Source organism: Aureimonas ureilytica DSM 18598 = NBRC 106430 (assembly GCF_000382705.1).
GTDB lineage: Bacteria > Pseudomonadota > Alphaproteobacteria > Rhizobiales > Rhizobiaceae > Aureimonas > Aureimonas ureilytica.
The window spans coordinates 147,624-161,524 of record NZ_ARQE01000002.1 but is presented as its reverse complement, the minus strand read 5'-3'; the positions used below and the strand labels follow the sequence as shown (position 1 = coordinate 161,524).

Here is a 13,901-nt window from a genome sequence, read left to right as displayed (position 1 = left end):
GCGGCGCGCTATAAGTCGTTTACGTTGAGTTTGGGAACTTATCCTTGTCCGATACTAAGCAAGATCAGCCGCCAGAGCGGCCCAGCGGCATCGAGCCGGTTTCCATCGTCGAGGAAATGCAGCGGTCCTATCTCGATTACGCGATGAGCGTAATCGTCAGTCGCGCGCTGCCGGACGTGCGCGACGGTCTGAAGCCCGTGCATCGGCGCGTTCTCTACGCGATGCACGAGATGGGCCTCGTCCACAACAAGCCCTTCCGCAAGTCCGCCGGCGTCGTCGGCGAGGTGATGGGCAAGTACCATCCGCATGGCGACGCTTCGATCTACGACGCCTTGGTGCGCATGGCGCAGGATTTCGCCCTGCGCGCGCCGCTGATCGACGGGCAGGGCAATTTCGGCTCCGTGGACGGCGATCCCGCCGCCGCCATGCGCTATACCGAATGCCGCCTGGAAAAGGTGTCGGACGCCATCCTCACGGATATCGACAAGGAAACGGTCGACTTCCAGGAGAATTACGACGGGCGCGAGATGGAGCCGGTCGTGCTTCCGGCGCGCGTGCCCAATCTTCTCCTGAACGGCTCGGGCGGCATCGCCGTCGGCATGGCCACCAACATTCCGCCGCACAATCTCGGCGAGCTGATCGACGGCTGCGTGGCGCTGATCGACAATCCGTCGCTTCAGCTTCACGAGCTGATGGAATTCATTCCCGGGCCGGACTTCCCGACCGGCGCCCTCGTGATCGGGCGGGCGGGGATTCTTTCCGCCTATTCCACCGGGCGCGGCTCCATTCTCATGCGCGGCAAGGTGCATGTGGAGCAGATGCGCGGCGATCGCGAATCCATCGTCATCACCGAGATCCCGTATCAGGTGAACAAGGCGACGATGATCGAGAAGATGGCCGATCTGGTCCGCGAAAAGCGGGTCGAGGGCATTTCCGACATTCGTGACGAAAGCGATCGCGAGGGCTATCGCGTCGTGGTCGAGCTGAAGCGCGACGCATCCTCGGACGTCATCCTCAATCAGCTCTACCGTTTCACCCCGCTGCAGACGACCTTCGGCGCCAATATGGTGGCGCTGAACGGCGGCAAGCCGGAGCAGCTCAACCTTCTCGACATGCTGTCGGCCTTCGTCGCTTTCCGCGAGGAGGTGATCCATCGCCGCACCAAGTATCTCCTGCGCAAGGCGCGCGAACGGGCGCATGTCCTCGTCGGCCTCGCGATCGCGGTTGCCAATATCGACGAGATCATCAAGCTGATCCGCCACGCGCCCGATCCGACGACGGCGCGCGAACAGTTGATGGAGCGCGAATGGGAGGCGAAGGATGTTGCGCCGCTCATTCGCCTCATCGACGATCCGCGACATCGGATCAGCGATGCCGGCACCTATCGGCTGTCCGAAACCCAGGCCCGCGCGATTCTCGATCTGCGCCTCCAGCGCCTGACAGCGCTCGGGCGGGACGAGATCGGCGACGAGCTGAACGGCATCGGCAACGAGATCCGCGAATATCTGGAGATCCTGTCCTCGCGCGTTCGCGTGCGCGAGATCATCAAGGACGAACTGGCCGCCGTCAGGGCCGAGTTCGCGACGCCGCGCCGCACCGAGTTGCTGGAAGGCGCGGGCGATCTCGACGACGAAGACCTGATCCCGCGTGAGGACATGGTCGTGACCGTCAGCCATGGCGGCTACATCAAGCGCGTTCCGCTCGTGACCTACCGGGCGCAGCGGCGCGGCGGCAAGGGCCGGTCGGGCATGGCGCTGAAGGGTGACGAGGATTCCGTCACGCGCCTGTTCGTCGCCAACACGCACACGCCGGTTCTCTTCTTCTCCTCACGCGGCATCGTCTACAAGGAGAAGGTCTGGCGGCTTCCGCTGGCGACGCCGCAGTCGCGCGGCAAGGCTCTCGTGAACATGCTGCCGCTCGAAAAGGGCGAGCGCATCACCTCGATCCTGCCGTTGCCGAACGACGAGGAAACGGCGGCCGAGCTGAACGTGATGTTCGCGACGACCAAGGGCACGGTTCGCCGCAACAAGCTGGCCGACTTCCTTCAGGTCAATCGCAACGGCAAGATCGCGATGAAGCTGGAAGAGGCGGAGGACGAAATTCTCGCCGTCGCCACCTGTTCGGAGAATGACGACGTTCTTCTGACGGCCGCGAGCGGCCAGTGCATTCGCTTTTCGGTTCCGGAAGTGCGCGTCTTCGCCGGCCGCAATTCCATCGGCGTCAGGGGCATGAACCTGGCCGAGGGCGATCGTCTGATCTCGATGGCCATCCTGCGGCATGTCGACGCGACGGCGGCCGAGCGCGCGGCCTATCTGCGGATGCGCCGGGCCGTCGATGGCGAGTTGGCCGCGAGCGAAGCCAGCGTCGAGGAAGAAACCGTCGAGGAAGTGTCGCTCTCGTCGGAGCGCTACGCGTTCCTGAGCGCGGCCGAAGAGTTTGTGCTGACGCTCAGCGAGTTCGGCTTCGGAAAGCGCTCGTCGTCCTACGAGTTCCGCACCAGCGGGCGAGGCGGCAAGGGCATTCGCGCGACCGACATCTCGCGTCTGGGTGACATCGGACGGCTCGTCGCGGCCTTCCCGGTCGAGGCGGGCGACCAGATTCTCTTGATCTCGGATCGCGGCCAGATGATCCGCGTGCCGGTCGAGGGCATCCGCATCGCGGGCCGGGCGACGAAGGGCGTCACGATCTTCAACACGGCCGAGAACGAAAAGGTCGTGTCGGTCGAGCGTATTCCCGATCAGGGACCGGAAGAAGTCGCCGCAATCGAAGCCGATGGCGATGCGATCGACACGAACGGCGAAGAGGAGGGCGGCGCGTAAGCGCCGTCTTCGGCGTTTAAAGCCCGCCTCGACTTAGCGAAGAATACGACGCGAGCGCGCGGCGACTTTCACGCGCGACTTGTCGGCTTCGTTGTGGATCGCAACGGCGGTCGCGGTGACGAGAGAGGCAATCATCGCGAGAGACAGGGCAAAAACCAACATCATCGTATCTCCGAATTCATCGCCAAAACGTAAGAGTTTGTTAGTTCGTTCCCAAGAGCTGCGCGGCTTTTGTTGATCCGCCTTCACCACCCGTTCCCGACATGGTCATCCTGCGAGCGAATGGTTTGTGAAATGCGAAGTCGCGGGCTCGCCGGCCGGGTTCCATGCGGGGAGTTTGATGCAATGGTTAGCGAGCGGCGAATGGTGCGCACCGGCTTGTTCGTGGGGTCCTTCGACCCGCTGACGAACGGCCATCTCGATATCCTGTCGCAGGCCTGCCAGCTCTTCGACCGCGTGGTCGTCGCGATCGGGGTTCACCCCGGCAAGACGCCGCTTTTCACGGCCGAGGAGCGAGCGGGCCTCGTGCGGCACGTCGCGGATATGGCGCGGCTGGAGGCCGACATCACCGTGAGTTTCTTCGATGGTCTCGCCGTGGAGGAGGCGCGCCGACATAGCGCCACAGCCTTGATTCGAGGCGTTCGCGACTCGGGCGATGTGGATTACGAGATGCAGCTCAGCGGCATGAACGGCCGGCTGGCACCCGAGATCGCAACCGTGTTTCTGCCGGCCTCGGTCGAGACGCGGCCCATAACGGCCACATTGGTTCGTCAGATCGCCCGCCTCGGCGGCGACGTTTCCGGTTTCGTGCCGGCTCCGGTCGCCGAGGCGCTACGTGAGAAGTTCGTTCGGCATTGAGCCGAAGAGGGAGTTTGGTATGAAGTTGTTTGCCTCGATCGGCCTCGCCGCAATGGTTCTGGCCTCCTCCGCGCTTCCGAGCTTCGCTCAGAATGCCGAGACGATGGTGATCACCACGGATAAGGGCGAGATCGACATCAAGCTTCGGCCCGACCTAGCGCCCAAGCATGTCGAACAGATCAAGGCTCTCGCCAACGAAGGTTTCTACAACGGCGTGGTCTTCCACCGCGTGATCGACGGCTTCATGGCGCAGACCGGCGATCCGACCGGCACCGGCATGGGCGGCTCCAAGCGTCCCGACCTGAAGGCGGAGTTCTCCAAGGAGCCGTTCAAGCGCGGCACCATCGGCATGGCCCGCGCGCAGGACCCGAACTCGGCCAATTCCCAGTTCTTCATCATGCTCGGCGACGGCGACTTCCTCAACGGGCAGTACACCGTGGTCGGCGAAGTGACCAAGGGCATGGACGTCGTCGACAAGATCAAGAAGGGTGATGAAGCCCGCAATGGTCAGGTCACGAACCCCGACAAGATGGTGACCGTGAAGGTCGTCGACGGCCAGTAAAAGCCGGCTCCCCTTGCAAGCGCGAGGGGGATCGGCCAAGGAAGCGTATCGGAATGGCCTGGCCGGTCCAGGCCATTCGTCGTTTGACCAGGAGGAAGGCATGACCTTCGAAAACCCGGAAGATACCCTCGTCCTCGAAACCACCAAGGGCCGTGTGGTCATCAAGCTCCGGCCCGACCTGGCGCCGGGTCACGTGGCCCGCGTGAAGGAACTCGCTCGCGAGAAGTTCTACGACGGCGTGGTCTTCCACCGCGTGATCGACGGCTTCATGGCGCAGACCGGTGATCCGACGGGCACCGGCACGGGCGGCTCCGACAAGCCGGACCTCAAGGCCGAGTTCACGGCCGAGCCGCACAAGCGCGGAACGGTTTCGGCGGCCCGCACGGCCAACCCGAACTCCGCCAACTCGCAGTTCTTCATCTGCTTCGAGCGCGCGCCGTGGCTGGATCGCCAGTATTCGGTCTGGGGTGAGGTCATCGAGGGCATGGACGTCGTCGACCAGATCAAGCGTGGCGAGCCGGTGCGTGATCCCGACTCGATCACCACGATGCGCGTCGCCGCCGACCTCTAAGGTTCGCTGAAAGATGCGGGTCGATCTATTCGATTTCGACCTCCCGGAAGAGCGGATCGCCCTGCGACCCGCTCTTCCGCGTGAATCGGCACGTCTTCTCCACGTGCCGCCCGAGGGCGCGTTGGGAGACCGTCACGTCGGCGATCTTCCCTCGCTTTTGCGGGCGGGCGACGTTCTCGTGTTCAACGACACGAAGGTCATTCCGGCGCGGCTGAACGGCGAGCGGCGTCGTGAAGGCCTGCCGGACGGACAGGGCGTCGCGCAGATCGAGGCGACGCTGCATATGCGGCTCGACGCCGGGCGCTGGAAGGCCTTCCTGCGGCCCGCCAAGCGCGTTTCCGAAGGCGACCGGATCGTCTTTCGCGGCGAAGACGGCTCGACGCTCGCGGCCGATGTCGAGGAACGCGGCGAAGGCGGCGAAACGACGCTTCGTTTCGAATGCGCGGGGCCGGACCTCGACGCCGCTATCGCGCTTGTCGGCCATCTGCCGCTGCCCCCCTATATCGCCTCGAAGCGCCCGGAGGACGAGCAGGACCGTGCCGACTATCAGACGATCTATGCCCGGCACGAAGGCGCCGTGGCCGCGCCGACCGCAGGCCTGCATTTCACGCCAGCGCTTTTCGAGGCCATTCGCGCCGCCGGCGTCACGTTCGAATATGTGACCTTGCATGTCGGGGCGGGGACATTCCTGCCGGTGAAGGCTGACGATACCTCGGCGCACAAGATGCATCAGGAGTTCGGCACGATCGACCCGGATACCGCTGCCCGGCTGGCTGCCGCTCGCGACGAGGGACGGCGCATCGTTGCGGTCGGCACGACCTCGTTGCGCGTTCTCGAAAGCGCGGCGGCAAGTGGACGGATCGAGCCGTTTCACGCCGCGACGGATATCTTCATCACGCCGGGTTACCGCTTCCGCGCCGTCGATGCGCTTCTGACGAACTTCCATCTGCCGCGCTCGACGCTGTTCATGCTGGTCTCCGCGTTCAGCGGCTTGCAGCGGATGCAGGACGCTTACGCCCACGCGATCGAGACCGGTTATCGCTTCTATTCCTATGGGGACGCCTGCCTTCTGGAGCGTCCGAAGGCTGAGACATGACGTCACCCGAGTTCGGATTTCGGCTCCTCGCGACGGACGGCAAGGCGCGTCGCGGCGAGATCACGATGCCGCGCGGCACGATCCGCACGCCCGCCTTCATGCCGGTCGGCACGGCGGGAACCGTGAAGGCCATGTATCTCGATCAGGTGCGCGAGCTCGGCTCCGACATCATCCTGGGAAACACCTATCACCTGATGCTGCGGCCGGGCGCCGAGCGCGTCGCGCGTCTCGGCGGTCTGCACGAGTTCGCCCGCTGGCCCCATCCGATCCTCACCGATTCCGGCGGCTTCCAGATCATGTCGCTCGCCAGCCTTCGGAAGATGAGCGAAAAGGGCGTGACCTTCCGGTCGCATGTCGACGGGTCGGTTCACGAACTGAGCCCGGAGCGGTCGATCGAGATTCAGGGCCTCCTCGACGCGGACATCCAGATGCAGCTCGACGAGTGCATCCGTCTGCCCGCGGACCGGACCGAGATCGAGCGGGCGATGGAGTTGTCGCTTCGCTGGGCCGAACGCTCGGCGGTGGCCTTCGGCACGCAGCCCGGCAAGGCGATGTTCGGCATCGTTCAGGGCGGCGACCAGCCGGACTTGCGCATTCGCTCGGCCGAGCGTTTGGCGGCGATGAACCTGAAGGGCTATGCCGTCGGTGGTCTGGCCGTCGGCGAGCCACAGGAGGTCATGCTGGCGACGCTGGAAGAAACACTCCCTTCGCTCCCGACGGAAAAGCCGCGCTACCTGATGGGTGTCGGCACGCCCGACGACATCCTCCAGTCGGTCGCGCGCGGCATCGACATGTTCGACTGCGTCATGCCGACGCGGGCAGGGCGGCACGGCCTCGCCTTCACGCGCGATGGCCGCGTCAATCTGAAGAACGCTCGTCACGCGGAGGACCCGCGACCTTTGGACGAGACGTCGGACTGCCCGGCGACGCGCGATTACGCCCGCGCCTATCTCCATCATCTCGTGCGCGCGGACGAACCGCTCGCCGGTATGCTGCTGACCTGGAACAATCTGGCTTACTATCAGCAGCTTATGGCCGAGATGCGCCATGCGATCGAGACCCGCACCTTCGCCGACTTCGCCGCGACCACCACCGCGCGCTGGAAGCGGGGCGAGGACGCGCGCAAGGCGGCGTGAGCGCCACAGGAGCGGCGCAAACGCTCCGCGAGCGCGGGGCGTCCGCCTCTATCCTGGGGATAACCCGCGCTCGAACGCTTGGAATCGCAAGGCGCGGTTTGATTGCGAACGAGAGAACTTGATCCCGATCTTAAATTCTTCGTAAGTTTTTAGAGCGAGGGAATGAGGAAGTGTTCGGATGCGACGCGGCGCATCCTTTCGGGGGACGACAGTCTTGATGATCAAAACCGAAGCCACGTGTCGCGGCCGGAAGGTCCTGCTCGTCTCGGCGGTTTGCCTCGTCGGCTTGGCGCTGTCGGGCTGCCAATCGACTTCGTCCTCGACGCATGAGGAATTGGCGCCCGAGGACGATGCGCCGATCTTCAGCTCCAACGTTTTCGGCGTGAAGGCGAGCCCGCGCGTGACGCGCCTCAAGACCGTACCCAAGGGCGGTGGCCGCGATCAGACCGGCAAGCCCTACATGGTCAAGGGCAAGTGGTATTATCCCAAGGAGCAGCCCGGCTATTCGAAGGTGGGCACGGCGTCCTGGTATGGCGCGAACTTCCATGGTCGTCTGACGGCCAATGGCGAAGTCTACGACATGTACCATCTCTCGGCCGCGCATCCGACCTTTCCGCTTCCGTCCTATGCGCGCGTCACCAACCGCGAGAATGGCGCGTCGATCATGGTTCGCGTCAACGATCGCGGACCCTATGTGCACGAGCGCGTGATGGACGTCTCGTCCCGCGCCGCGCAGCTCCTCGGATTTCAGAACGACGGCATCGCCGACGTGAAGGTCGATTACGTCGGCCGCGCCCCGCTCGAAGGGGACGACACGCCGATGCTGATGGCCTCCTACCAGCCCGGCAGCGTGAAGCCGGAGGATGCCGGCCTCGCAACCGGCGTCATGGTCGCCTCCCGCGAGGAACCCTCGATCTGGCCGTCCTTCCTGACGGCCGCGTTCAGCCCTCGCAAGGTCGAACAGCCGGTGGCGGTCGCCGCGATCACGAAGCCCGTGGCCGTCGCCGCCATCACGAAGCCCGTCGAGAAACCGGCCGCCAAGCCGGCCGCGAAAGCGGTCGTCAAAGCCGCGCCGAAGCCAGCCTCGATCGAGGATCTCATCGACACCTATGACGGTTCGACGCCGCCCGGCGTCGTGCTGCCGAAGATCACGATGTCCTACGCCTCGGCCCCGGCTCTCTCGTCCGACGCGATGAAGGCCATCGCCTCGATCGCTCCGTCCAGTGCGGCTGGAAACCGAATCGAAATCGGCCGGATCGATGATGTCGCCCAACTCCTGACGCTCGAAAAGGCGGCATCCGGCTATGGCGATCTCGTCGAACAGAAAAGCACGGAGGGTTCGTCCTTCGCGTTGGTTGTCGCGGATGGGCGGAACGTCGATGTCAGTCTTCGCCAGCTCTGGGCGGCCGGGTTCCGGGACGCCTTCGCCCTGCGCGACGACTGAAGACCCCATTTCTTCGCTGCAATTCCTTTTTCGTCGGATGGATCGCGCGTCCGCTTCGCGCCGTCGTGTCATGGGTCTTCGCGCCTTCGCGGGGCTGGCCTTTGCGCTTCTGCCGTCCTCCGCGCTGGCACAGGGACAGGACGCGCCGTTCTTCACGGAGACGGCCGCTCGCAGCGCCTATGTGATGGATGTCGAGACGGGCAGCGTTCTTCTGGAAAAGAACGGCGATCAGACTTTCGCGCCAGCTTCGCTCGCCAAGCTGATGACCGCCGACATCGTGCTCGACGCGCTCGTAAAGGGCAGCCTGAGCCCGGAGCAGACCTTTCCGGTCAGTGACAATGCCTGGCGGACGGGCGGCGCGCCTTCGCGCACCGCCACGATGTTCGCGTCGGTGCGCTCGAGCGTGCCGGTCGATGCGCTCCTCAAGGGGTTGGTGATCCAGAACGCGAACGACGCCGCTATCATCCTCGCCGAGGGGATGGACGGCTCGGAGCGCGCCTTCGCCGAGCGCATGAACGAACGGGCGAGCGCGCTCGGGCTGACCCGCTCGCGCTTCGTCAACGCGACCGGCCTGCCGGAGGAGGGGCAGCGGACGAGCGCGCACGATATGGCCGTTCTCGGTCGCCACGTCGTCCGCGCCTATCCCGAACGCGTCGCGCTCTACGCCGAACCGGACTTCGAATGGAATCGCATCCTGCAACGCAATCGCAACCCGCTGCTTCGGCTGGGTATCGGCGCCGGCGGATTGGCGACGGGCTTCGCTGAGGGCGAGGGCTACTCGATCGTCGGCCTGATCGGAAAGGACGGACGGCAGACGATCCTGTCCTTGTTCGGCTTCGAGAGCGACGCCGCGCGGGTCAAGGAGACCGTGCGCCTGTTCGATTGGGCGAACGCCAATTTCGAGCGCCGCACGATCTTCGCCTCGGGACAGGCGGTCGGCCGCGCGCAGGTCTTCGGCGGAACGATCGGTGAGGTTTCGGCCGTTGTAGACGGGCCGGTCGATCTCTACGTTCCGCGCAAGCGCACCGATCTCGTGTCGGCGACGCTTCGGTATGACGGCCCCTTGCGGGCGCCGCTCACGAAGGGCACGCGCATCGGGACCATGGAGGTCACGATCGAGGGCAAGCCCGCCTTGCAGCGGGACGTTTTCGTGGGCGAAGACGTTCCCGAAGGCACGTTCGCGGCGCGGGCGCTAGGTGCGGTTCAGGAATTGGCGTTCGGATGGATACGCAACCTATGACATCGCCGTCGCGCTCGCGCGGGCTGAAACGCGGCTTCTTCGCCACGTTCGAAGGGGGCGAAGGCAGCGGCAAGACGACCCAGATCGCCAAGCTCGCCGCCACTCTGCGCGAGCGAGGCCACATGGTCTGCCTGACGCGCGAGCCCGGGGGAACGCCCGCTGCCGACGCGCTGCGCGAAATCCTTTTGTCCGGCCGCGCGAAGGATCTGGGCGCCGAGACCGAGGCCCTGCTGTTTGCGGCCGGTCGCCGGGACCATATCGAAGGCGTGATCCTGCCGGCGCTTCGGCGGGGTGAGGTCGTGCTGTGCGATCGCTTTCACGATTCGACGCGGGTCTATCAGGGCAGTGTCGGCGGCGTCGCGCCCGAGGCGCTGGCCGTGATGGAAGCCGCGACGCTGGAAGGCGTCGCGCCCGACCTGACCGTCATTCTCGACATACCAGCCGAAGTGGGCCTGCGACGCGCCAGTCTACGCCGAGGGGATGCACTGGCCGACCGTTTCGAAAGCGAGCCCAAGACGCTCCACGAGCAACGGCGTGCGGCCTTCCTGCAGATCGCGGCACGCGAACCCGAACGATGCGTGGTGATCGACGCCAACCGGGACGCGGAAACCGTGGAAGCCGACATTCGCGCGGCTGTCCTCGAACGGATCGCCAGTTCTTCGGAGGAGGACACCGAAGCCAAGGGCGACGTGGCATGACGGTGACGGTCGTCCCCGGCCACGACGACATCGAGGGGATTCCGACGCCGGCCGAACGGCTGGATCTGATCGGTCGTGGCTCCGAATGGGCGGAACTGACCGACGCGCTTCGCGCGGGGCGGCTCCATCATGCCTGGCTTTTTCAGGGGCCGGAGGGCGTCGGCAAGGCCACCACGGCCTTTGCCTTCGCGCGGCGGCTGATCGGCGGCGAAGAGGTGCTCGACGCGTCGAACGGAGGTGAGCCCGCGTTTCGCGCCGAGCACGCGGTGGTGCGTCAGATCGCGCAAGGGAGCCATCCGAACTTCCTGCATATAAGGCGCCCGCCGGCCGACCGTGGCGAGGGGTTTCGCACGCAGATCACAGTCGACGAAATCCGCCGTCTGAACCATTTCTTTCGAAGCACGGCGGCCGCAAACTGGCGCGTCGCCCTGATCGACCCGGCCGACGACATGAACCGCAACGCGGCCAATGCGCTTTTGAAGATTCTCGAAGAGCCGCCCGAGCGCTCGATCTTCCTGATCGTGAACCACATGCCTGGTCGGCTTCTGCCCACCATTCGCTCGCGCGCCCGCACGCTCCGCTTCGCGCCGCTTTCGGACGAAGACGTCGCGCGCGGGCTGGCCGGGAGCCTGCCTGGGGAAGACGCCGCTTCGGTCGTTGCGGCGGCGAAACTCTCCGGCGGCAGTTTGCGCACCGCCTTCCACCAGATGATTTCCGGCGGGCTGGAGATCGCGCAGGAAGTGGATCGGCTCTACGACGCCACGCGCACGGATTGGCGGCATGTCCATTCCGTCGCCGACGCCCTGTCCGTGAAGGGACGCGAGGAAGCCTGGGGGCTGGTGCGGGACGGGCTCTTCGATCGACTGTCGCGCGAGGCCAAGACGGCCTTGTCGGCGGGAAACCTCAAGCTCGCCAGCGCGCTCGCCGAATTCTGGCGCAGCGAGGCCGCGCGATGGGCGGAAGCGGCCGCCTTCAACCTCGATCGCAAGCAGACCCTTGTCACCTTCGCATCCGGCCTTGCGGATGTGCGGGCGAAGAACCGCTAAGGGATTGCGATCGCTTTGTTGAGGGTGGCCCCAGGATGAGCTATTCCGGCCTGAGTTGACCGATTCCCGTAGGCAGGACGATCGATATGGCTGAGACCTTCTATCTGACCACCGCGATCTCCTACCCCAACGGTCGCCCGCATATCGGGCACGCCTACGAGCTGATCGCGACCGACACGATCGCCCGTTTTAAGCGCCTCGATGGGTATGACGTCCTGTTCCTGACCGGAACCGACGAGCACGGCATCAAGATGCTCCAGACGGCCCGAAACCTCGGGATCGAACCGATCGAACTGGCCTCGCGTAATTCCGGCGAATTCCAGGAGATGGGCCGCCGCGTCGGAAGCTCCAACGACGACTTCATCCGCACCACGGAAGAGCGCCATCGCAAGGCGAGCCAGGCGATCTGGCAGCGGATGGTGGAGGCCGGCGACATCTACAAAAGCTCCTATGCCGGGTGGTACTCGGTGCGGGACGAGGCCTATTACGCCGAGGACGAGACGCGCCTCACCGACGACGGCAAGCGTTTGGGCCCGCAGGGCACGCCGGTCGAATGGGTCGAGGAGGAAAGCTATTTCTTCCGCCTCTCCAATTTCGGCGAGCGGCTGCTCGCGCATTACGACGCGAATCCGGACTTCATCGCGCCGACCGAACGCCGCAACGAGATCGTGTCCTTCGTGAAGTCGGGACTGCGCGATCTGTCGATCTCGCGAACGACGTTCGACTGGGGCATTCCGGTCCCAGGCGACGAGCGCCACGTCATGTATGTCTGGGTGGACGCGCTCACCAATTACCTGACCGCGACGGGCTATCCCGAAGCCGGCGAGCGAAGCCGCTTCTGGCCGGCCGATCTTCACGTGATCGGCAAGGACATCGTGCGCTTCCATGCGGTGTACTGGCCGGCCTTCCTGATGTCGGCCGGCATCGATCTCCCCAAGCGCATCTTCGTCCACGGGTTCCTGTTCAACCGTGGTGAGAAAATGTCGAAGTCGGTCGGCAACGTGATCGATCCGATCGCGCTCGTGGACACCTACGGCCTCGACCCGTTCCGCTACTTCCTCCTGCGCGAAGTGCCGTTCGGCCAGGACGGCAATTATTCGCACGAGGCGATCGTCGCTCGCATGAATTCCGAGCTCGCCAACGATCTCGGCAATCTGGCGCAGCGCTCGCTGTCGATGATCGCGAAGAACTGCGAGGGCAGGGTGCCCGAGCCGGGCGAGTTCACCGAGGCGGATCATGCGATTCTCGACCAGAGCGGCCAGCTTCTCCAGCAGTGCCGCGCGGCGATCGACCGCCAGGAGCTCCACGCGTTCCTCGCCACAGTGGTCGCGACGGTTTCGGAAACGAACCGCTATTTCGCGGCTCAGGAACCGTGGGTCCTGCGCAAGACCGATCCGGCTCGCATGGGCACCGTTCTCTATGTGACGGCGGAAGTCGTGCGCCGCGTCGCGATCCTCCTGCAACCGGTCATGCCGGACTCCTGCGGCAAGCTCCTCGACCTTCTCGGCGTCGGCGTGGAAGAGCGCAGTTTCTCCGCGCTCGATCAGGGTACGGTGCTTCTCGCGAACCACGTTCTCCCGGCACCCACTGGCGTCTTCCCGCGCTTCGTCGAGGCGGATTCGGGAGCGGCGTGATGGCACGGCCCTATCTGGTCGATAGCCATTGCCATCTCGACTTTGCCGAGTTCGAACCGGAGCGGGACGAAATCGTCGCGCGCGCCGGCGAGAACGGCGTCGGGTTGATGATGACGATCTCGACCTATGTGTCGCGGCTGCCGACGCTTCTGGCGCTGACCGAGCGTTATCAGCAGGTCTTCGCCTCCGTCGGCACGCATCCTCTCAGCGTGTCCGCCGAGCCAGACGTTCCGACCGAAGACCTCATCCGCCTCAGCCAGCATCCCAAGATCGTGGCGATCGGCGAGGCGGGGTTGGACTATTTCTACGACCGCGCGCCGCCAGAGATGCAGCGGGCGGTCTTCGTGCGCCATATCGAGGCGGCCCGCGAAACCGGCCTCCCGCTCGTGATCCATGCGCGAGACGCCGATGCGGACATGGAAGCGATCCTGACCGAGGAGACGAAGCGCGGCGCCTTTCCCTTCGTGCTCCATTGCTTCTCGTCCGGCCGACGCCTGGCGGAGGCCGGACTGGAGCTCGGCGGCTATGTCTCGTTCTCCGGCATTCTGACCTTCAACAAGTCGGAAGAGATCCGCGCGATCGCGCGCGACACGCCGATGGAGCGCCTGCTGGTCGAGACCGATGCGCCGTATCTCGCTCCGCCGCCGCATCGCGGCAAGCGGAACGAGCCGGCTTTCGTTCGTCACACGGCGGAGGTTCTCGCGAAGGTCAAGGACACCGATCTCGACACGATCGCAGCGGCCACCACCGAGAACTTCCTGAGGCTGTTCAACCGCGTTTCCGTCGAGCGCGGCTGA

General features: G+C 65.1%; 13 protein-coding genes. 12 read left to right on the top strand and 1 reads right to left on the bottom strand.

The window, feature by feature from the left end:
• Positions 1–116: 116 nt before the first annotated feature.
• Positions 117–2,819: a DNA gyrase subunit A gene (gyrA, locus tag B146_RS25035; protein WP_019995242.1), complete on the top strand. Its 2,703-nt coding sequence runs from the start codon at positions 117–119 to the stop codon at positions 2,817–2,819.
• Positions 2,820–2,852: 33 nt separating this feature from the next.
• Here gyrA and B146_RS28895 read toward each other — a convergent pair whose 3' ends face one another.
• Complete coding sequence (locus B146_RS28895; protein WP_155897362.1) at positions 2,853–3,068, bottom strand: hypothetical protein; 216 nt, start codon at positions 3,066–3,068, stop codon at positions 2,853–2,855.
• Between the two features lie 114 nt (positions 3,069–3,182).
• On the opposite strand from B146_RS28895, the gene coaD reads away from it, so the two are divergent.
• The 11 genes from coaD to B146_RS0104525 all read left to right on the top strand — a co-directional run bounded on the left by coaD (position 3,183) and on the right by B146_RS0104525 (position 13,901).
• Entirely contained in the window at positions 3,183–3,677 is a 495-nt protein-coding gene (gene coaD / locus B146_RS0104575) for a pantetheine-phosphate adenylyltransferase (protein WP_019995240.1), read from the top strand.
• 19 nt (positions 3,678–3,696) lie between these two features.
• Positions 3,697–4,239 (top strand): peptidylprolyl isomerase, encoded by a 543-nt coding sequence (locus B146_RS0104570; RefSeq protein WP_019995239.1) that lies wholly within the window; start codon positions 3,697–3,699, stop codon positions 4,237–4,239.
• A gap of 100 nt (positions 4,240–4,339) precedes the next feature.
• Entirely contained in the window at positions 4,340–4,810 is a 471-nt protein-coding gene (locus B146_RS0104565; RefSeq protein ID WP_019995238.1) for a peptidylprolyl isomerase, read from the top strand.
• 13 nt (positions 4,811–4,823) lie between these two features.
• On the top strand, positions 4,824–5,906 hold the full coding sequence (gene queA / locus B146_RS0104560) for a tRNA preQ1(34) S-adenosylmethionine ribosyltransferase-isomerase QueA (RefSeq protein WP_019995237.1): 1,083 nt from the start codon (positions 4,824–4,826) through the stop codon (positions 5,904–5,906).
• Positions 5,903–7,042, top strand: coding sequence for a tRNA guanosine(34) transglycosylase Tgt (gene tgt, locus B146_RS0104555; protein ID WP_019995236.1), 1,140 nt, complete (start codon positions 5,903–5,905; stop codon positions 7,040–7,042). Before queA ends, tgt begins: the two co-directional genes overlap by 4 nt.
• Before the next feature lie 217 nt (positions 7,043–7,259).
• The gene (locus B146_RS27555) at positions 7,260–8,486 is read left to right on the top strand and encodes a septal ring lytic transglycosylase RlpA family protein (protein WP_019995235.1); all 1,227 of its coding nucleotides are present in this window, start codon (positions 7,260–7,262) and stop codon (positions 8,484–8,486) included.
• Between the two features lie 70 nt (positions 8,487–8,556).
• The gene (locus tag B146_RS0104545; RefSeq protein WP_019995234.1) at positions 8,557–9,726 is read left to right on the top strand and encodes a D-alanyl-D-alanine carboxypeptidase family protein; all 1,170 of its coding nucleotides are present in this window, start codon (positions 8,557–8,559) and stop codon (positions 9,724–9,726) included.
• Positions 9,723–10,424, top strand: a complete 702-nt coding sequence (gene tmk / locus B146_RS0104540; protein ID WP_019995233.1) for a dTMP kinase — start codon at positions 9,723–9,725, stop codon at positions 10,422–10,424. Before B146_RS0104545 ends, tmk begins: the two co-directional genes overlap by 4 nt.
• Positions 10,421–11,470 carry a DNA polymerase III subunit delta' gene (locus tag B146_RS0104535; RefSeq protein ID WP_019995232.1) on the top strand — a complete coding sequence of 350 codons (1,050 nt, stop codon included), beginning with the start codon at positions 10,421–10,423 and terminating at the stop codon, positions 11,468–11,470. The genes tmk and B146_RS0104535 overlap by 4 nt, the downstream gene beginning before the upstream one ends.
• 86 nt (positions 11,471–11,556) lie before the next feature.
• A complete protein-coding gene (metG, locus tag B146_RS0104530) occupies positions 11,557–13,104 on the top strand; it encodes a methionine--tRNA ligase (protein ID WP_019995231.1) in 1,548 nt (515 codons plus the stop codon).
• Positions 13,104–13,901 carry a TatD family hydrolase gene (locus B146_RS0104525; RefSeq protein WP_019995230.1) on the top strand — a complete coding sequence of 266 codons (798 nt, stop codon included), beginning with the start codon at positions 13,104–13,106 and terminating at the stop codon, positions 13,899–13,901. Before metG ends, B146_RS0104525 begins: the two co-directional genes overlap by 1 nt.